The 18,939-nt window shown below is 46.7% G+C and carries 23 protein-coding genes and 1 riboswitch; of the genes, 17 read left to right on the forward strand and 6 right to left on the reverse strand.

The window, feature by feature from the left end; all coding sequences use genetic code 11:
• The first annotated feature begins 166 nt into the window (after positions 1–166).
• Positions 167–1,288, forward strand: coding sequence for a 4-hydroxyphenylpyruvate dioxygenase (gene hppD, locus NDA06_RS06575; RefSeq protein ID WP_190985564.1), 1,122 nt, complete (start codon positions 167–169; stop codon positions 1,286–1,288).
• A gap of 79 nt (positions 1,289–1,367) precedes the next feature.
• Positions 1,368–2,096, forward strand: a complete 729-nt coding sequence (locus NDA06_RS06580) for an HAD family hydrolase (protein ID WP_190985563.1) — start codon at positions 1,368–1,370, stop codon at positions 2,094–2,096.
• Positions 2,097–2,130: 34 nt separating this feature from the next.
• Here NDA06_RS06580 and NDA06_RS06585 read toward each other — a convergent pair whose 3' ends face one another.
• Together NDA06_RS06585 and NDA06_RS06590 are read right to left on the reverse strand one after the other, a co-directional pair.
• A complete protein-coding gene (locus tag NDA06_RS06585) occupies positions 2,131–2,754 on the reverse strand; it encodes a CPP1-like family protein (protein ID WP_190411412.1) in 624 nt (207 codons plus the stop codon).
• A gap of 464 nt (positions 2,755–3,218) precedes the next feature.
• Entirely contained in the window at positions 3,219–3,500 is a 282-nt protein-coding gene (locus tag NDA06_RS06590; protein ID WP_190426037.1) for a hypothetical protein, read from the reverse strand.
• A 23-nt stretch (positions 3,501–3,523) separates the two neighbouring features.
• On the opposite strand from NDA06_RS06590, the gene NDA06_RS06595 reads away from it, so the two are divergent.
• Both NDA06_RS06595 and modA read left to right on the forward strand, forming a co-directional pair.
• A complete protein-coding gene (locus tag NDA06_RS06595; RefSeq protein ID WP_190411414.1) occupies positions 3,524–4,258 on the forward strand; it encodes a response regulator transcription factor in 735 nt (244 codons plus the stop codon).
• Between the two features lie 73 nt (positions 4,259–4,331).
• Positions 4,332–5,174 carry a molybdate ABC transporter substrate-binding protein gene (gene modA / locus NDA06_RS06600; protein ID WP_190985562.1) on the forward strand — a complete coding sequence of 281 codons (843 nt, stop codon included), beginning with the start codon at positions 4,332–4,334 and terminating at the stop codon, positions 5,172–5,174.
• A gap of 194 nt (positions 5,175–5,368) precedes the next feature.
• Here the strand turns inward: modA and NDA06_RS06605 are convergent, their stop codons facing one another.
• Positions 5,369–5,641, reverse strand: coding sequence for a TatA/E family twin arginine-targeting protein translocase (locus NDA06_RS06605; protein WP_190411416.1), 273 nt, complete (start codon positions 5,639–5,641; stop codon positions 5,369–5,371).
• A gap of 132 nt (positions 5,642–5,773) precedes the next feature.
• Positions 5,774–5,977 (reverse strand): photosystem II reaction center protein PsbH, encoded by a 204-nt coding sequence (psbH, locus tag NDA06_RS06610; protein ID WP_190411417.1) that lies wholly within the window; start codon positions 5,975–5,977, stop codon positions 5,774–5,776.
• Between the two features lie 83 nt (positions 5,978–6,060).
• On the opposite strand from psbH, the gene psbN reads away from it, so the two are divergent.
• The 10 genes from psbN (at position 6,061) to NDA06_RS06660 (ending at position 13,512) form a co-directional block, all read left to right on the forward strand.
• Positions 6,061–6,192, forward strand: a complete 132-nt coding sequence (gene psbN, locus NDA06_RS06615) for a photosystem II reaction center protein PsbN (protein WP_190411418.1) — start codon at positions 6,061–6,063, stop codon at positions 6,190–6,192.
• Positions 6,173–6,337, forward strand: a complete 165-nt coding sequence (locus NDA06_RS06620; RefSeq protein ID WP_190532789.1) for a hypothetical protein — start codon at positions 6,173–6,175, stop codon at positions 6,335–6,337. Before psbN ends, NDA06_RS06620 begins: the two co-directional genes overlap by 20 nt.
• Positions 6,338–6,539: 202 nt before the next feature.
• Positions 6,540–6,673, forward strand: a riboswitch (guanidine-I (ykkC/yxkD leader).
• Positions 6,674–6,789: 116 nt separating this feature from the next.
• Positions 6,790–7,983, forward strand: coding sequence for an agmatinase (speB, locus tag NDA06_RS06625; protein ID WP_190985561.1), 1,194 nt, complete (start codon positions 6,790–6,792; stop codon positions 7,981–7,983).
• Between the two features lie 3 nt (positions 7,984–7,986).
• The gene (gene hypA / locus NDA06_RS06630; RefSeq protein WP_199299643.1) at positions 7,987–8,373 is read left to right on the forward strand and encodes a hydrogenase maturation nickel metallochaperone HypA; all 387 of its coding nucleotides are present in this window, start codon (positions 7,987–7,989) and stop codon (positions 8,371–8,373) included.
• On the forward strand, positions 8,357–9,067 hold the full coding sequence (gene hypB / locus NDA06_RS06635) for a hydrogenase nickel incorporation protein HypB (RefSeq protein ID WP_190985560.1): 711 nt from the start codon (positions 8,357–8,359) through the stop codon (positions 9,065–9,067). The genes hypA and hypB overlap by 17 nt, the downstream gene beginning before the upstream one ends.
• Before the next feature lie 28 nt (positions 9,068–9,095).
• On the forward strand, positions 9,096–10,115 hold the full coding sequence (locus tag NDA06_RS06640) for an ABC transporter substrate-binding protein (RefSeq protein ID WP_190526821.1): 1,020 nt from the start codon (positions 9,096–9,098) through the stop codon (positions 10,113–10,115).
• Positions 10,112–10,960 carry an ABC transporter permease gene (locus NDA06_RS06645; protein WP_190526823.1) on the forward strand — a complete coding sequence of 283 codons (849 nt, stop codon included), beginning with the start codon at positions 10,112–10,114 and terminating at the stop codon, positions 10,958–10,960. The genes NDA06_RS06640 and NDA06_RS06645 overlap by 4 nt, the downstream gene beginning before the upstream one ends.
• 106 nt (positions 10,961–11,066) lie before the next feature.
• Positions 11,067–11,870, forward strand: a complete 804-nt coding sequence (locus NDA06_RS06650; protein WP_190985559.1) for an ABC transporter ATP-binding protein — start codon at positions 11,067–11,069, stop codon at positions 11,868–11,870.
• 336 nt (positions 11,871–12,206) lie between these two features.
• Positions 12,207–12,986: a cysteine hydrolase family protein gene (locus NDA06_RS06655; protein WP_190985558.1), complete on the forward strand. Its 780-nt coding sequence runs from the start codon at positions 12,207–12,209 to the stop codon at positions 12,984–12,986.
• A gap of 70 nt (positions 12,987–13,056) precedes the next feature.
• The gene (locus NDA06_RS06660; RefSeq protein ID WP_190985557.1) at positions 13,057–13,512 is read left to right on the forward strand and encodes a cupin domain-containing protein; all 456 of its coding nucleotides are present in this window, start codon (positions 13,057–13,059) and stop codon (positions 13,510–13,512) included.
• A 219-nt stretch (positions 13,513–13,731) separates the two neighbouring features.
• On the opposite strand, the gene NDA06_RS06665 is transcribed toward NDA06_RS06660, so the two are convergent.
• Both NDA06_RS06665 and NDA06_RS06670 read right to left on the reverse strand, forming a co-directional pair.
• A complete protein-coding gene (locus tag NDA06_RS06665; protein ID WP_190985556.1) occupies positions 13,732–14,568 on the reverse strand; it encodes a sulfite exporter TauE/SafE family protein in 837 nt (278 codons plus the stop codon).
• Positions 14,569–14,644: 76 nt separating this feature from the next.
• Positions 14,645–15,814, reverse strand: coding sequence for an FAD-binding oxidoreductase (locus tag NDA06_RS06670; RefSeq protein ID WP_190985574.1), 1,170 nt, complete (start codon positions 15,812–15,814; stop codon positions 14,645–14,647).
• A 208-nt stretch (positions 15,815–16,022) separates the two neighbouring features.
• On the opposite strand from NDA06_RS06670, the gene NDA06_RS06675 reads away from it, so the two are divergent.
• From NDA06_RS06675 to NDA06_RS06685, 3 genes are all read left to right on the forward strand, one after another.
• The gene (locus tag NDA06_RS06675; protein WP_190985555.1) at positions 16,023–16,544 is read left to right on the forward strand and encodes a hypothetical protein; all 522 of its coding nucleotides are present in this window, start codon (positions 16,023–16,025) and stop codon (positions 16,542–16,544) included.
• 137 nt (positions 16,545–16,681) lie between these two features.
• The gene (locus NDA06_RS06680) at positions 16,682–17,323 is read left to right on the forward strand and encodes a class I SAM-dependent methyltransferase (RefSeq protein WP_199324057.1); all 642 of its coding nucleotides are present in this window, start codon (positions 16,682–16,684) and stop codon (positions 17,321–17,323) included.
• Positions 17,324–17,573: 250 nt separating this feature from the next.
• The gene (locus tag NDA06_RS06685) at positions 17,574–18,890 is read left to right on the forward strand and encodes an aminotransferase class I/II-fold pyridoxal phosphate-dependent enzyme (protein ID WP_242047428.1); all 1,317 of its coding nucleotides are present in this window, start codon (positions 17,574–17,576) and stop codon (positions 18,888–18,890) included.
• Positions 18,891–18,939 lie beyond the last annotated feature (49 nt).

An 18,939-nucleotide genomic window follows, 5' to 3' on the forward strand; every position in this document is an offset into this window, starting at 1 on the left:
TGCTGCCTTCCCATCTCCCACTCGGTTCTCAACAGGGCAGGGAAACCTAACGCCTACAGCACTCAGCGCTTTATCAAAGGAGGGATTCTTTCTCAAGAATGACCTGTAAATGCCAGGAAGAGGGCAAAATTTACACTCAGGTAGAGCTGCTCAGACTGGATAAACCATGAAAATTGACCATGTTCACTTCTATGTTGAAGATGCCAAAGCGTCGCGCGACTGGTTTATGCTACTGCTGGGCTTTCAAGCAGTAGCCGCTGGGGTAAGCGACCACACTCACACAGAAGTGGTCAAAAGCGGCTCAGTCTATTTTTTGCTATCTTCACCCCTGACATCGGCGAGTCCCGTTGCCCAGTTTCTGCACCAACATCCTCCCGGCGTTGCTGACATTGCTTTTAGCGTTCCTGATGTGGAAGCGGTGATGACGAAGGCGGTCAATGGAGGCGCTAAGGTGTTGCAACCCATCCAAGAACAACCTGGTAAGGTCTTTCTGAAGTGGGGCAAGATTGCCGCTTGGGGTTCTTTGAGCCATACCTTGATAGAAAGGCAGCCTAGGTTTGTTGAGCGCCAAGATAGAGGTTTTATTTGCACTTTTCCCCACCTTGACTGGGATGGCGGAAAAGTCTTATGGGATGATGATTCCGAGCGGTTAGATGGCAGGAGCAACACCGGCTTCGCGTTTGGCGGCATCGATCATGTCGTGCTGAATGTGGCGGCTGGGGACTTGGATCGGGCAGTTGCTTGGTATGAAAAGACGCTGGCGTTTATACCTCAGCAGTCGTTTGCGATTCAAACCGAGCGTTCGGGACTGCACAGTAAGGTGATGCTTCATCCGGATGGTTGGGTTAAGTTACCGATTAATCAACCCACATCTGCAAATTCCCAAATTCAGGAATTTTTGGAGGTGAATCGGGGGCCAGGAGTTCAGCATATTGCTTTGCAAACGCCCAATATTGTGGATGCGATCGCCTATCTCCGTCAACGCGGTCTACCCTTTCTGCAAGTTCCCCGCACCTACTACACGCAACTGCTTCACCGGCAAGGACTTCAGCTATCGGAGGCCGAAATTCAGGAAATTGCGGTGCAACAAATTTTGGTGGATTGGGAGGAAAACTCTCCCGAAGCGTTGCTACTGCAAATCTTCACTCAACCGATTTTTGAACAACCTACTTTCTTCTTTGAGTTAATTGAGCGCCGCTTACAGGCACGGGGTTTTGGGGAAGGCAACTTTCGCGCTCTTTTTGAAGCGATTGAACGAGAGCAGATGAAGCGAGGTAGCCTGTATTGAGGAACCTATCGGCAGGCAGGTAAAAAGGGGGTAATTTGTGATTAATCTTAGTCATATAGATTAACCCCTGCGTCTAAAAATGTTAAGAATTATCAGTGACTTCGACGGCCCAATTATGGACGTTTCGGAGCGATATTACCAAGTTTACCAGTTTTGTTTGGAACAGACGCGGCGGGAAGACCAGTCAGTGCGTCAGATGTCTAAGGAGGAGTTTTGGGGTTTGAAGCGATCGCGCGTCCCAGAACGACAAATCGGCATCCTTTCCGGTCTCGATGAAGAGCAAGCCCAAGCATTTGCGGCACTGCGGCGTCAAACCGTGCATACCATGCCCTATCTAGTTTATGACGCCCTGGCACCCGGAGCCGTTGACGCTTTAGAAAAAGTACAGCAAGCAGGCGTCGATTTGGTCGTACTAACCATGCGCCGTCAGCGAGAGTTAGATTACGCTTTCGGTCGTTACGACTTAGCGCGATTTTTCCCAGAGAATCGGTGCTACCACCTGGCGAACGACTACGTGAAGACTCGTGACATCGACGACAAACCGCTGCTGATGGAACGCGCGATCGCGGAACTTCCTCCCGCCTCTGAGGTGTGGATGATCGGGGATACCGAGGCTGATATAATTGCCGCAAAAAACCACGGCGTTAAGGTCATCGGGGTTTTGTGCGGGATACGCGATCGCGCTCAGCTTGAGCAATACCAGCCAGACTTGATCGTAAACAACCTTGGTGAAGCCGTGGATTTCGTGTTGAGTCAGCCGCTGCCTGAAGAATTAAACATAAAAAATGAAAAATTAAAAATTCTCTAATTAACTCTTAATTTTTCATGTTTAATTCTTAGCTTTAGCGCAGAAAGCTACTAACCAGCCAGAGAATAATAAACGTCACCACCGTGACGAATTTATCTGGCGTCAATCCGATATTGGAAATTTGCGTCATCAGCACATTATCAAGCAGCGTTCCCAATCCAATTCCAACGAACAACCCCAGCAGCGTCAGCAGGAAAGCGCGACCAAATTTCCGCTCTTTGCGATTGACCAAAAATAAAGTTAATCCAGCCCCTAACGCCATATTCAATGGCAGCATCGAATCATTGGTGCCTGGATAGGCTGTAATGGCGCTCAATGCCAAGAACAAACCGCTAGGCCACGCCACCTCCTGTAAGGAAGGCGTATCAATCAGATTTTGCAACCAAGCTGGGGAACGGTTGACCGGCACAGGGGTAAAAGTGGGAGGAGGCGCGATCGCCCGCTCTGGAAACCGAATCCGTTCCGGAACCTTAATTTTTCCCTCTTGGCGCATCCTCAGACGTTCCATTAAAATCGCATCGTAGGCCGTCTCCATCGCTTCCAGAAGCTCCTTCTCGCCATGATGCTCTTGAAGAAGGCGCTTGCGGGTCTCCTGAATTTCCTCAAAAGTTGCGTCTTCTGACAGTCCAAGCTTTTCGTAGGGATTTTGCTCGCTCATCCAAAACCTCCCAGAGATCTATTATTTTTAGCAGTCTTCATCGACTCAATCGTTTCTGGCAATCTAGCTCCCTATCTACACTGCCAGTTCCTCAGGCTAGAAGAAAGTATCGTTAGCCAGCCGTTCTAACCTATGTAACCTAAAACTCCCTAATTCCCGTTGCGAAAAGAAGATCTCCGACCCCATGAGAGCGCGATTGGAATACTTTCACGCTGATTGGAGAAGGTGCTACGGCTCTTGAAGGATGGAATGGTCATAAATTACTACATTTGGCAAAGTATCTATACATTTCCCGTGAAGTTTTGTCATACTGGTTTTTTGTTCAAAGCCGTTCAAGTCCTTGAAATCACTGCCTAATCGCAGTTGACCCTTAGCCTTGAGTGCCTACATTCATCCTATCCTCCAAGTTAGTTTAGCTTGATCCTTGAACACAAGCGCTTCTCTCGAAAGACACTTTTATTCGTTTACCAGCTAACCGTCAAATGATTTATCCGGATTCGCTCGGCAAATTTAATTTTTTTAGACAAAAAAGACTTACAACAAACCGCCAGACTGCCCATCGTGGAGACTTGACGATTACGAGATATTTTCACTAACTGGGGAGAGCGACGATAATTGTCTAAAATGCTCATTACGTCATTAAGCTTGGGAATATTAATAAGGTAAGGAAGCGATTTTTCGCCTTCCAAAGCGCTTATTTCCCCGACTCGACCTGTTTGCTTAAAATACCGCTGTCCGTTAATCATAATCCAGTTCTTAGTGGAAAGTTATGGTCCTGGCTTCCGCAACTCACAAGATTCTTGTCGTGGATGACGATCCGGCCATCCGGAATCTCATCTATCGCTTCTTAAGTCAGCAAAATTATCAAATGGAGTCTGCTGAAGACGGCAAGACCGCCCGCGCCGTGTTTGATCAATTCAACCCAAACCTGGTGATTCTGGACGTGAATTTGCCTGACGCGAATGGCTATCAACTCTGCAAAGAATTGCAAAGCCGCACCGACGTATTAGTACTGCTGCTAACGAGTCGCGCCGACGAAAACGATAAAATCCACGGCTTCTCCCAGGGTGCGGATGACTACATTACCAAGCCTTTTAGCTTGGGAGAATTAGGCGTCCGCGTCGGGGCGCTTTTAAAGCGCCATCGACCCCTGAAAGTCGCCGAACAGCAACGCCTCATCTTTGACAAACTAGTGATCGATCCAGTGCGTCGAGAGGTGAATCTAAGCGACCAACCAGTACCTCTGACCGCCTTAGAATTTAATTTGTTGCATTTCTTGGCGAGTCATCCCGGTCGAGTTTGGCGTCGAGCCGAGTTAATCAAGGAAGTTTGGGCTTCTGACTACATTGGAGACCCACGGGTTGTTGACGTTCATATCGGGCAGATTCGCAAGAAGATAGAAATCGATTCTACTCAGCCTGAGTTAATTCAAACGGTTCGGGGCGTCGGTTACAAATTTGAAGTTCCGGGTAAACCCGAACTCAATGGCAAAGCGGAGCGCTGAAACGAATGGTTCAAGAAATCAAAGCCTCAAATCATAGTTTTTGCTAGGGAAAAAACGCTTGAGTTCTTTTTTGATGCCACGCAAGTGTCCGGAGAATGCCAATCGGTTCGCTATCCTACCCCCTCTCATCCTGCTAAGTCTGGTTATGAGTCTTCTGCTGGGGGCTTGCAGTGCCCCAGCTATTTCCCCAAAGGCATCTGAATCTACATCTACCACGCTGACTGTTGCTGCTGCTGCTTCGTTGAGCGAAGCTTTTACAGAGATTGCCACATCCTTTCAAGCTCAGCTTCCTACCTTTACCGTTCACTTTAATTTTGCCGCTTCTGGTTTCTTGCAAAAGCAAATCGAACGGGGTGCCCCCATTGATGTATTCGCGAGTGCAGCAGCTCGACCGATGGATGCTTTAGAAACGCAGAATTTGTTGCTTCCCCAAACTCGCAAGACGTTTGCTCGTAATCAATTAGTCCTGGTGGCAACTACTGCTCAAACCCCTTGGCTGAAGAAACTATCTGACTTAAGGGATAGTCGTCTGAAACGTTTAGCAATCGGTAATCCAGCTACAGTGCCAGCGGGAGAGTACGCAAAAATAGCTCTGGAAAAAGAAAATCTTTATACCAAACTGGAAAAAGAAAAAAAGTTAGTCTTTGGTGACAATGTGCGTCAAGTTTTGACTTATGTGGAGCAGGGAAATGTTGACGCCGCCCTTGTCTATGCAACGGATGCGGCGATATCGAAGAAAGTGAAGGCGATCGCCCGAATTTCCCTTGAATCAACTCGACCTATCCGCTATTGGATAGCGGTTGTCAAGCAAAGTCAAAATTCCCAGCAGGCAAAAGAATTCATCAACTTTGTTACTAGTAACAGAGGGCAGCAGATATTGCAGAAATATGGCTTTCTACCAGTCGCTGACAATTAGCGTCTACCCCCTTTCCTGTTCTATAGCAATTCTCTATTGGATGCACTACGGTTTAACCCCACTCCTGCCCTCTCCCAGCGAACGGGGAGGGGTTCGATATCCCCTCTCGGTTCATAAAAGGGGGTCGGGGGTGAGGTTCCTGTATATTCCACTAAGAGTGAGAATCGCTAGCGTGGCAACGAGAATTGCCAGTTTTAGCTGTGTTGCGATGAGCTAGTTGCGGGATTCTCTGACTTTCCGTTTGCTACTTTCTCTGAGTCAGCCTGGGGTAGTGTCTTGACAGCTTGTTCTATCTGCTCTGCTTCCTGCTTGAACTCAGTTTCAAATTCTCTGGATGCTTCCTGGAAGCCGCGAATTGCCTTGCCCATACTGCGACCAATTTCTGGCAACTTTTTGGGACCAAAAATCAAAAGAGCCACAACCATAATCAGCGCCATTTCCGGCAGACCGATGCCAAAGATATTCATAGGATTTTTCGTGCAAAAGGTTAACTTTAGTATAGAACCGACAAAAAAACCCGGTCTAGCCGGGAAAGCATCAGTGTTTTTTAATCGTGGCGTTATGTAAAGCCCAAGGACTTCGCGCCCGATCGCAGTCGATTAACGCCCTAGGCTTTTCCAATCGACATCAACACCCTCAACGAGGAGTGAGGAATTGTAAAGTTGCAGAATAATCAGTAAAAAGACCAAAAATAGCACCATAAAGACGCCCATCAATGGCGTAGTGCCCCACCCCGGAGATACTTTCCCATATTCAGAGTTAAGGGGTTTGAGGACATCTCCTAACCAAGTCCGTTGTGCCATAGCTTTCCTAGGATCAATCTCGACAGAAGTTTTTAACGTTTTGTAATATTGTATAGGAACTGCTCTCATAAATTATCTCACCTATGGAACCCGCAACAGTTCTTAGCATTTCTATCGCTACCTTTCTCGTCGCTATCACTGGTTTCACCATCTACACTGCGTTCGGGCCTCCTTCTAAGGAATTGAGCGATCCGTTTGAAGATCACGAAGACTAAAGCTTTCCGACGACTGACCCGTGTAGGGCGATCGCTCTTAGGGGTAAGCGTAGCTACACAAGATTGTCCTAATTGGGCGCTGATGATGCGCCAAGCCTGGAGTCGTTTGCATCCAGGTTTGGCTGCGGTGTCCGGTAGGATTTGAGCCTTCTCGATAGCAAAATCCTGCTTGTAGGCTGTGATGCGAGCGTTCATCTAGGTAGCGATCGCTTGACTCTGGATTCCCCCAGGGGGGAATCCGCCAAATTGTAACTTTGATTACATTCTCCCTTAAAATTTATTGATATCTATACATTTAAGCTTTCAAAGTTCATCCAACAAATATTGATAGCTATCGGGTAAAAAAAATTAATAGCTTCTAGGGTTCCGGTTTACGTCTAAAGATTTAAACGGCTGGTCCGAGAGAAGCGAATCAGTCATGGAGTGTTTTTAGAAATTGAAACACGGACTGGTTACACGGCGGGAGAAAAGCCCGGGAGGTACATAGCAGAAGCTTATCTGTTATGGCTTACCCGGGCTATTGTTTTTGCAAGTCTTCTTTGACTTGGGAGAAAAAATAGAGCTTTTAGACTGACGAAACATCCCATTTTTCCAAACATGACTGACATAAATTCTCAAAACTCGAATTCGGATTTTCAGCCGCCGTCTACTGAAGCGAGTCGCGCCTTAGAGAAAGAAACCCATCTGCCAATGACAGGCTGGCAACAGGAGGTTGCAAAAGGGTTAGAGTTTGGATTAGAGGCAGCAGAAAGTATACGCGATCGCTCTATTTCTACCTTCTCTCGCGGCGAACTTCCCCACTACGCAGGTATTAACACCTTCCTGAAAGCACCTTATATAGAAGATGTGCGAAAAGTCGGTGAATACGATGTTGCCATTGTAGGCGTACCGCACGATTCTGGCACCACCTACCGACCTGGAACCCGCTTTGGTCCCCAAGGAATTCGGCGGATTTCAGCTTTGTATACGCCCTATAACTTTGAATTAGGCGTTGATTTGCGAGAGCAAATTACCCTGTGTGATGTTGGAGATATTTTCACAATTCCCGGAAATAACGAAAAGTCATTTGACCAAATTTCTAAAGGAATTGCTCACATCTTTAGTTCCGGTGCTTTCCCAATAATTTTGGGAGGCGATCATTCAATTGGCTATCCCACAGTGCGCGGAGTTTGTCGCCACTTAGGGGATAAAAAAATGGGGATTATTCACTTCGATCGCCACGTCGATACCCAGGAAACAGACCTTGATGAGCGCATGCACACCTGCCCTTGGTTCCATGCCACAAACATCAAAAATGCCAATCCAAAAAACCTCGTGCAATTAGGAATCGGCGGCTGGCAAGTGCCGCGTCAAGGTGTAAAAATCTGTCGAGAACGAGCCACAAATATTCTGACAGTTACAGACATCACAGAAATGGGTTTGGATGCAGCGGTAAACTTCGCTCTAGAAAGGGCTTTAGATGGAACCGACTGCGTTTATATCAGCTTTGATATTGACTGCATTGATGCCGGTTTTGTCCCTGGAACGGGTTGGCCTGAACCGGGCGGATTATTGCCCCGCGAGGCTCTTTATATGCTGGGTAAAATTGTTCAGAAAGCACCCGTTTGCGGGCTTGAGGTGGTGGAAGTATCGCCCCCTTACGACATCAGTGACATGACATCTTTGATGGCGACGCGAGTGATTTGCGACACGATGGCGCATCTAGTGCTGTCAGGACAGTTACCTCGAAAAGAAAAAGCCGCATACATTCACCCCTACGCCCAACCAGAATTAGTTGCAGAGTGGAGTTGAGCCTTGCACGAAACTGACATGACAAAGGCGCTCATTTTCACAGTAAAAGACTGGTGGGAATCCCAGACTGAGCGCCCCCAGATTACCCAGATTCACTTAATTGTTGGTAAGTTCACTTGTGTCGAACCTGTCAGTCTAAAATTTGCTTTTGAAGTACAGACTGGCAACACCTTTTTAGAAGGGGTAGAACTGGTAATTCAGGAAACACCGCTGATTGCCTTTTGTCACCGCTGCCAACAAGAATATGCACCCCAAGTTGGATTGCAATACGGCTGCCCTGAGTGTGACTCACCGATGGAGGATATTCGCTCAGGTAGAGAACTAAAAATTGACCGAATTGAGTATAGTTTTGACGAAGTACAGAAAAACGCTTATGCATCAAACATTTGACGCTGCATTAGGAATTAACTTGCTCCATGCTAATCAGAAAGGAGCCGATCATAATCGGGCGCATTTCGATAAGTGGGGGATTACTTGTTTCAATATTATGAGTAGTCCTGGGGCGGGTAAAACGGCACTGTTAGAGCGATCGCTTGCCGTTTTGACGGATGATTTGAAAATCGCCGTAATTGAAGGGGATATGACGACGGAGTTGGATGCCGACCGTTTGCGTCAATATGGAGTCCCTGTTATTGCAATTAACACGGGGCGTTCCTGCCACTTGGATTCCAAGATGGTAGCTGGGGGAATTCATCAACTAGAACACCAATATAATCCTTCGGATTTTGATTTAGTGCTAGTTGAAAATGTCGGTAATTTAGTTTGTCCTGCTGAGTTTGAAGTGGGAGAACACGTTAAAGTTGCTTTGTTGAGCGTGACTGAAGGGGAAGATAAGCCGCTCAAATATCCGGTGATGTTTCAAGAAGCGGATTGTTTGCTAATTACCAAGATCGATTTAGCTCCTTATCTCGATATTGATATTAATCGGATTGCCGCCAACGTTCGTCAGATGAACCCTCATGTCACAATTATTGCGGTTTCTGCCAAGACGGGTGAGGGATTAGAAAATTGGTTTGATTGGGTAAAGTCGCAAGTTTTAAATCAACGTTCATCTGCTGCGGCAACAGAAATGCTACCCGCCTAATGAGCCTGCTAGTAAAGAGTGAGACTCAATGAAGACCCGCCAGTTACTTTCTCTATTCTCGGTCTTTTTGCTCAGCCTCGTCATTACGGTTAGTTGTGCTAACCCCCAGCAAACCGCTACATCCTCAAAAACTGAAACAATCCAAATGGGTTTCAGTGTCTGGCCTGGGTGGTTGCCCTGGCAGGTGGCTCAGGAAGAAAAGCTGTTTGACGCGAACAAAGTTAATGTGAATTTGAAGTGGTTTGATGGCTATTTAGATTCCATTAACGCCCTCAATGCTGGTCAGCTCAGCGCGAATACCCAAACCTTGAATGACACGATCAGCTCAGTGGCTGCTGGTTCCGATCAAGTGATTGTATTAGTTAATGACAATTCAACAGGCAACGATAAAATTATTGTTCGGGAAGGTATCAATAGTATTGCCGACCTCAAAGGGAAAAAAATCGCTGCTGAAGAAGGAACCGTCGATCATTTCTTGCTACTTCTCGGACTGAAAAAAGCGGGTTTAACCCAGGCTGATATTACTTTTCAGCCTTTAGAAACCGGCGCAGCCTCAGCTGCTTTTGTTGCGGGTCAGGTGGATGCAGTTGGAGTTTTTGCACCGTTTACCAGCAAGGCGCTAGAACGTGCTGGAAGTAAAGAATTATTCAGTTCTAAAGACTTTCCGGGAGCAATTCCCGATCATTTAACGGTCAGTCGAAAACTGATTACCGAACGTCCTCAAGACGTGCAAGCTTTGGTCAATACTTGGTTCGACACGTTGGCGTTTATCCGCACCAATCCTGACAAAGCTTACGCCACGATGGCAAAACGGGCTGGGGTCACGGTTGATGAATACAAGAAATACGAAGCCGGGACTAAAATCTTTACCATTGAAGATAATTTGAAAGCATTTAGTCCCGGTAATGACATGACCTCTTTGGGTTACGCCGCTCAAGAAATTAGCAAATTTTTAGTTGAGGCTAAGTTAGCTAAACAGGCTCCGAATCTCACCCAAATATTTGACGATCAGTTTATCAAAGCCTACGCGGCAAAGCAAAAATCATGAACCGCTACGCTGAAGATTTGCCGGAAAATAATTCCGCTCGTCCTCGTAAAATGTTATCGCCTAGCGTCTTCTGGCGCATTGGTGAGGAGATTCCTAAAAAATTGGCATGGACTTTAATGGTTCTGTCAATTTGCATCCCGCTTGCTCTTTGGTGGATAGTCTCCAATGCTGGGATAGTCGCACCTTTATTTTTGCCGACTCCCGCTCAAGTTTGGGGCGCTTTTCAGAGGCTTTTAGCAACTGGCGATTTGCAAAAAGATATTGCCTATAGCCTGTTTCGCGTTCTGAGTGGCTTTTCTCTGGCGGCGCTGATTGCAATTCCCTTAGGGATACTGATGGGAACTTTTTCCAGCATTCGAGCGCTGATGGAACCGATTATTGGCATTGTGCGTTATATGCCAGCACCGGCTTTTATTCCCTTACTAATTTTGTATTTTGGTCTGGGAGAAGAACCAAAAATTCTGCTGATTTTTATCGGAACGCTATTTTTTAACACGCTCATGGTGATGGATGCGGTGAAGTTTGTACCGAAAGAGCTATTGGAAACTTCCTACACCTTGGGCGGTCAGCGAAAGCAAGTTTTATTGCAAGTAATTTTTCCCTTTATTCTTCCGAGTATTATCGATGCGGGTCGCGTCAATATGGCAGCTTCTTGGAACTTAGTCATCGTGTCCGAGTTGGTGGCAGCGACAGAAGGCTTGGGTCGCCGTATTAGTGTCGCCCAAAGATTTCTCAAGACCGATGAAATTTTTGCGGGACTGATTGTAATTGGCTTGATTGGTTTGACGATCGACCTTTTGTTTCGATTGTTACTGCGCGTGTCTTGTAAGTGGGCTAATGATTAAGAAAAGAAGTAAGCAGTCATTGGTTTTGAAGGATTCGTTCGGTGCTAGTGACCAATGACGATTAGAGTGGGCAACTCAATCTAAAAACTTAAAATTATCACTCATTATGCATTTGCAAGTTTCTCAACTCCATAAACAATTTCCAATTCGACGCGGTTCGCTCGTTGCTCTCAAAGATATCAATTTGCAGATTGAAGAGGGAGAATGTATCTGTGCGGTAGGTGCTTCGGGTTCTGGTAAGTCAACATTGCTACGGTTGATTGCTGGATTGGATACTCCCACGGCGGGGGAAGTTTTGGTCGATGGGGTGCGCGTGACGGGACCTGGCCCTGACCGGGGAATGGTGTTCCAAAGCTATACGCTGTATCCGTGGATGACGGTTGCAGAGAACGTGGGATTTGGTTTAAAGCTGCAAGGTGTCTCCTCGGTAGAACGACGGCGACGGGTGGCTTATTATCTGGAGGTGGTGGGGTTGTCTGGGTTTGCCAAGTCACTTCCGAAGGAACTCTCAGGCGGGATGAAGCAACGGGTCGCGATCGCGCGTGCTTTAGCCTCGCAACCGAAAATTTTACTGATGGATGAACCATTTGGGGCGTTGGATGTGCAGACGAAAGAAGCGATGCAGCAATTTTTGCTGCAAGTCTGGCAACGCACGCGGACAACAATATTTATGATTACTCACGATGTTGAGGAAGCAGTGTTTCTATCTCAACGCATCTATGTGCTGAGTTCGCGTCCAGGTACGGTTAAAGAAGAACTGAGTATAAAACTCCCCAGCGATCGCACTTACGACATTAAGTGCAATCCTCTGTTTCAGGATTATAAGGATCGGGTAATGGAACTCCTCCGCGCCGAGGAAGACAAAACTTTACTAAAAAGTAGCTTTCAAGAGTTACCGATGGTGGTTTAAGCAACAAGATCGTTTCATTCTAGTTCCGGAACCCCACCCCAACCCTCCTGAATAAAATTTATTCCTTATCTTCCCTCTGCTGGCGGGGAGATAGAGGGGGGTACGGAGAAGGGGAATTTTGCCTTTTGGGATTAAAAATTATTTCCGATCTTACTCTTGCTGGTGGAGAAGTGAGGAGGTTCTGCAAGTAAGCAGGAACAGGTCAATCGGGTATGCCCAAACCTTCTGTAAGTTTATAACTCGCGCATTTTCCCGTGAAGTTAAGAAATCAAAAAATTTAAGAGTCCTGGGCAAAAAAAGTAGTATTCCTCAAGATTGCCCCCTTGCACTCTCCCTATGAATCGACCCCTCCGTACCTTGGGCGTGCCGCCGAATGCTTGGGCAGTTGATGCGGAAATTGCTGATATCACGCGCCCGCCTTTAAAACCGCAAGTTGTCACCCTAGCCACAGAAACCAAGACACTACGCCTAGATTTGGCAAAAGCCGCGATTTTGGTGATTGATATGCAGAATGATTTCTGTCATCCAGATGGCTGGCTAGCCCACATTGGCGTAGACGTGACACCCGCCCGAACGCCCATCAATCCGCTTAAAACGCTGTTGCCAGAATTGCGAACGGCAAACGTTCCGGTGATTTGGATTAACTGGGGAAACCGTCCCGACTTACTGAATATCAGCGCTAGTGTACGCCATGTTTATAATCCCACTGGCGATGGCGTGGGTTTAGGAGATCCGTTGCCCGCGAATGGTTCGCCAGTGCTGATGGTGGGCAGTTGGGCGGCGGCGGTGGTGGATGAATTGGAACCCAACCCCGAAGATATCCGCGTCGATAAGTACCGGATGAGCGGTTTTTGGGATACACCTCTCGACAGCATCTTGCGGAACCTGGGAAAAACGACTTTGTTCTTTGCCGGAGTCAATGCAGATCAGTGCGTGATGGCAACACTGCAAGATGCTAACTTTCTCGGCTATGACTGCATTTTGGTAAAGGATGGTACTGCTACCACATCCCCAGAGTATTGCTGGCAAGCCACCCTTTATAACGTAAAACAGTGTTTTGGTTTCGTGGCAGATTCTCAAGCTATCGTAGAAGCAATTCAGTTGGCTAACCGCTAATGCTAATCGCCAATGGTAACGAACAATTAGCCATTAGCCATATTGCTCTCTTTTAGAGGAGAAATGCCCGATGGACTCGTCCCGTTGCATGATTCCGATCGTCAAGTCTCCCAGAGACTATCAAGCCTTTCGCATCACTCCTGAGGATAGTAATCGGTTAGCGATTGTCTTCGATCCGGCAAGCGCTAACGTTTCATTAACGTTTTGTGTAGAAATTTTTGATGTTGGTGGGAAAACTCCTCCCAATCGTCACCAAATGGCTGTGGAGATGTTTTTTGTCCTCAAGGGGCAAGGACTTGCGACTTGCGACGGCAAAACCGTCCCGATTTGCCCTGGAGACAGCTTATTAGTCCCGCCGACAGGGATTCATAAAATTGAAAATACAGGTTGCGATCGCTTGTATACGCTGTGCTTTATGGTTCCCAACGAGGACTTTGTGGAACTGATTCGCAGCGGCGTCCCCGTCGAGTTGGATGAGGAGGATTTAAGAGTTCTGAATCGTTCAGATGCGCTTGTCGCTTGCTAAAGGTTTAAGAGAAAGAAACGGTTTGTCTGCTTAGTTATTAGTTACGAGTTATTAGTGAAGGCGAGATCCCCGACTTCTCCCAGAAGTCGGGGGTCTGAACCGCTCGTATCTGATAACTAAACCAGGCTCGTTATCAATACAAATAAATTCAATAAATAGAGAAAGGTAATTATTGTAATTTAAAGTTTCAACTTATCTAAAAACAGTTTTTATATAAGCTTAAATTTTAAAATTGTTATAGTTTTGCCATGCTTGCCAAAAGACATAAATAGATAAAATCCCTAGCAAGGTGCGAAAGGCTAAACTGACGACTTCATCGGGCAATTTGGGTAGAAAGCGCGTGCTTATTTGCGCCCCCAAGAAACCACCACATCCTAAAAGAAGTCCTTCAACTAACAAAACATTGCCTCTGAAAGCGTGTCCGATAGTCGCTGATATAGCTGTAATAACGATGACACCTAAACTGGTTTGAATGGCGACTTTGATGGTTTCTCCTAAAAGTAAAATTTGCAGCGGCACCATAATTACACCGCCACCAACCCCAAATAAACCTGCGAGTATCCCAGCAGCGCTGCCAGTGGCAATTCTGGCAAAATTTGGATTGAAGAAGATGTTTGAATTTTTAGGGATGGTATCGTGGCTACCTGGAGTTTTTAGTTCCTGTTCTTCTTCCTGCTTCTTCTTGATTGTTAGCTGCTTGCGTAGTTCAACTAAGTAAATATTTAAAAGTAGCAATAATCCAAAAGCTGCTAGCAGTAAATAAGGACGGAATTGGGTAGCTAAATAAGCACCAATTTGTGCAGTGACTACAGCAGGAAATCCAATGGCAATTACTCTTTTGAAGCTGAATAACCCCATCCGCCAGTTTTGGACACTGCCAGAAATTGCTGTGATTAAAATTGCTAGGCTACTGGTGCCAACCGCTTGCACGGGTGTGTATTTCAAAGCGACTAATAAGGGGACAAGAACCGTACCGCCGCCAATGCCTAAAAATCCCGCGAGAATTCCGGCAAACATTCCAGCGATCGCAAAAATCAATAAACTCGTGGTTGTCATAGTAAAAACGCCTCACGATTGAAGTCGCGGCTATACAAACAAAGCCTGCCTACGCAGACTAATAGGGATTGTATCGCTACAACTGTAGCGGCGATAATTGGGTGAGAACCTCGTCTTCTTGACCTGCTGCCCAACTAGCAAAATGCTTGGCTAAGGATGGCACGAATACCAAGGGATTTGAGAATCCGGAGAAGAGATAAGCGCCGTCTACGTTATTGAGTGCGCCGACTAAGGGAAGGCGATCGCTACTAAACGCAACCAAGCAGTGATGCCACTTTCCGGGTAGATTTTCTAGTGCAGGTAAGATTTTCCCCACCGCAGCACGAAGGTTCGCTTCACTTTGAGCCGCATCAATTTTAGCGTCGGGGTTCGCGATCGCGCGGCTAATTTGACCGATGCGTAAACTGCCATCTTTGAACTGAATCGCACCCGCATCTAGAATCGGTGGAACAGGCTCATAATCGGGTTCATCCCATAAGCGATCGCGTTCAGGGATAGTTGCTTCTGCTTCTAGTTGAAAGCGTTTGATCTCTGCTGGCATCACCGTTGTCTGCAACTGTACATCAACGGGTGGCGTTTCGATGAGTTCGGTATGGGTGAAATACAAGCGGATGGGAATACCCGCAGCTTTGAGTAGCGTCCGACTCATTGCACCGGCACAAATAACCGTTTTGGCAGCGTGGTAGGTTGCCGTTGGGGTTTTGACTCCCTGAATCTTTGAGCCTGTGCCGAGTAGTTCCACCACCCGATCGATTTGCACCTCACCCCCAGCGCGGCGAAAAGCTTGAGTGTAGCCTTGAGTTAGTTTTTCGGGTTCAATGTGACCGTGACGAACCGTTAAAGCAGCAGCGATCGCATCTGGATTGAGTAGCGGTTCTATCTCGCAAGCTTCTGCAACGCTGAGTAACCGAGGCGGAATTGCAAACTCAGCGTAGTTGGCAGCAACTTTCTCCGGATCGTCATCAGTACCAATCGTCAAAATTAAATCCAATTCGCGGAACTGGGTATCGGTGTCTAATTCCTCAGATAAAATGCGGTGACGCTCAATCCCCTCAGCACATAACTGTCGCGTCAACTCAGTCGTCCCTGACCAGTAGGCAATTCCACCATAACTATAGCGAGTGGCACCTTGCAGTGAGGCGTGTTGCTCTAACAAAAGAACCGAAAAGCCTTTGATTGCCAGTTCGTAAGCCAGCGCCGCGCCTGTAATGCCGCCGCCGACAACAATCCAGTCGTAAGTTTTCATCATTGCCATTGGTCATTCCTGCGTCTAATGACTATTTTCCTTCCCCGCGCACACACGCTCTGTAAAGCTCTGTAACCCTAACGAGCCTTGGTTTTGCCTGATTTCTGGAAATGCTTTTCGTCGATTTGAAGAACCAAAAAGCAGGCAGTTGAAGGGTGCTAAGTGCAGATGCCGACAACTCGTCTTCAGTTCAAAGGAAGGTTAACACATGGCATTCGGTCTTCGTAAATTTAATTACAAATATGTTTCAACGCTGGCGCTACTCGGTGCAGGGGCATTTCTATTGTTGAACTCCCAAGCATGGGCGACAGCACTCACTAACAACGCTTCCGGTATTCATGTTTCTAAGACTAACGTAGGCAATACTACCCTCCAAATTGCCGCCCAACCCCAAACCGGCGTCAATCGGCGCGTACAGTTTGCACAGGGGAGAAGCTCTACTACGATTAAGGGAGCGGTGCCCCTAGGCAAAAAGGACATCTATACTTTCAGGGCACGGAAAGGTCAAACAATTATTACAGAAGTAACCTGGGAAGGCGATCGCGTAGGTGCCGATAACAACGACGAAGGACTGTCTGGCTTCACCTTCGTTTGGCCTAACGGAGAAGTGATGGAACACCCACAAAATATTTATTTCGAGGCAACATCAACAGGCGATTACCGGGTTGTGGTTGCACAGCCTTATAAGCTGACCAATTCCAGATACACATTTAAGTTGACGATTGAATAAGGAATCGGGCTTAAATAACGTATAAAGTTCGTGTTCCCTAGGGATATGGTATTGCCATGCCCCTAGGGTATTTTTATAGCCGCCCAGCACAGCCACTCAGCACTCGGTCAGCAGCTAGTAGATAATAAGAAATTTCTATGGAGTTACAAATGCAAAGCTGTCCCTGTTGCTGGAATAAGCGCTTATTTGCGTGGTTGCTATCCAAAGGCAACGCTGGATATGAAAAACTGGTAAGCGATCGCAAGCGCGATCTATTTTCTGACTTGCACGGCGATGTGTTGGAAATTGGCCCAGGAACGGGTGCTAACTTCCCTTATTATCCCAAAGACATTCGCTGGATTGGCATCGAGCCGAACCCGTATATGCATCCTTATCTGCGAAAAGAAGGCGAACGAAATGGCTTAAACAATCCCGATATCCGCAGTATTAGCGCCCAACGACTGGAAGCTGAAGATAACAGTATCGATGCAGTCGTTAGTACCCTTGTCTTGTGTTCGGTGCCGGATTTAACAGCAACTTTCCATGAAATCTTGCGAGTTCTCAAACCCGGCGGGCGCTTCTTGTTTCTCGAACACGTCGCCGCACCCCAAGGTACTTTCTTGCGACGGGTACAGGAGGGAGTGCGTCCAGTGTGGAAATTTCTTGCCGATGGTTGCAACCCAGATCGAGAAACTTGGGTAGCATTGGAAAACGCTGGTTTTGACCGCCTCAATTACGAAAAGTTTGAGATCGATTTCCCCATTGTTAGCCCTCAAATCGCCGGTGTCGCGACCAAGTAGCAGGATTGTTTGGGAAAGTAATTGAAGTGCTTGGAGTGCGCTCTTTGTGTAGCCCCAAGTCCGCCTTAAACTCAAGTTCAAGGCTCATCGCTCAAGTCCATTGAAATAAACTAAAATTCTTAGGCAGTCTTCTCTTAGAAGACTTGATTCTGTTAGCCAGGAATTAAGCTCCGGGCGGGTAATGCGACTGGTGAAAGATGTGACAACCAACTTATCGTTAGCGTCGAGCTTAAAGTCGCCTGTAACAAGGTTGAAAGTTTATCCTAGATTGCGTCTGCATATTAGCTTTGCCGACCTTATAGCAAGTCTTTTTTCCTTTCTTTACTTCCCAAACAGAGAGCAAATTATCCGAGAAATTCAACTTGATTGGCTGGGGCGAGAACTTTTAGAAACACAATACGATCGCGTCAAAATTCTCCATAAGCCTGGATTTAAGCGTAGATGGGACGAAGAAATTGATGAGTGTAGCAAGGTTCTAGTTACGCTTTCAGTTAGAACAGCTCTCGATCTGCTGCTACAGTCTTTAAACCTTCCTGCTGGATCGGAAGTGTTGATGAGTGCTGTCAATATTCGGGATATGGTTGATGTGGTGAAACGGCACGGGTTAGTGCCGATACCCGTGGATATTTCCTTAGATACACTTGCACCCGATATCAAATTACTGGAATCTCTGATTTCGGAAAAAAGTAAAGTTTTGATTGTGGCACATTTATTCGGTTCGATTATTAATCTGGAGCCTTATGCCGAACTGTGCAAGAAACACCAGATTTTCCTGGTTGAGGATTGTGCCCAAGCTTTTGCTGGAGATAAATATCACGGTTCTAAGGATGCGGATATAAGTTTATTTAGTTTTGGCCCGATCAAGTCCTGTACGGCGCTTGGGGGAGCGATCGCTATCATTCAGGAGCGATCGCTTGCTCAACAAATGAGAGAGATCGAGCAACAATATCCCTCCAAGAGCGAGCCTTGGTTTTTTAAACGTATCCTTAAGTATTTTTGCTTAAAGCTTTTTTCCATTCCTTGGATATATTACCCTCTACTGGTTTTTCTTAAATACTTGGGAAAGAATCTCGACTCCGCGATCAACTCAATGACACGGGGGTTTTCTCAAGGAGATATTCTGGCAAAAATTAGGTATCGTCCTCCGACTCGGATGCTGGTTCTTTTGAGGCGGAGATTAAGAACCTGCAATACCCAATGGTTTGAAAGACGGTCAAAAAATGCCCGCAAATTTCTGTCTCTTCTCAAACCCGAAATTCCTTGCCCCGGAAGCCAAACTGAGTACAACTCGTTTTGGGTTGTTCCCATACTGGTTTCAAATCCCCCAGCAATGATGGCAAAACTTAGAGAGTCTGGTTTTGACGCTACTCAAGGAAATACCAGTTTGACCTTTATAGATATAGATATAGATAACGCTTCGTCAGGTGACAAACCAGCGACTGAAGCAGCGGAGAATGCACAACGGCTGATCCAATATGTGCTTTACCTGCCCGTGTCTGAATCTTTACCGGAAAATGACCTATTGTGTCTTGCACAATTAATCAATTCGATGAAGTGTGCCCCATGACAGCAAAAATGTAAGGGCGACTAGGCGGACTGAATACGCACATATCCCC

Source organism: Trichocoleus sp. ST-U1 (assembly GCF_039961835.1).
Lineage (GTDB): Bacteria > Cyanobacteriota > Cyanobacteriia > Cyanobacteriales > FACHB-T130 > FACHB-T130.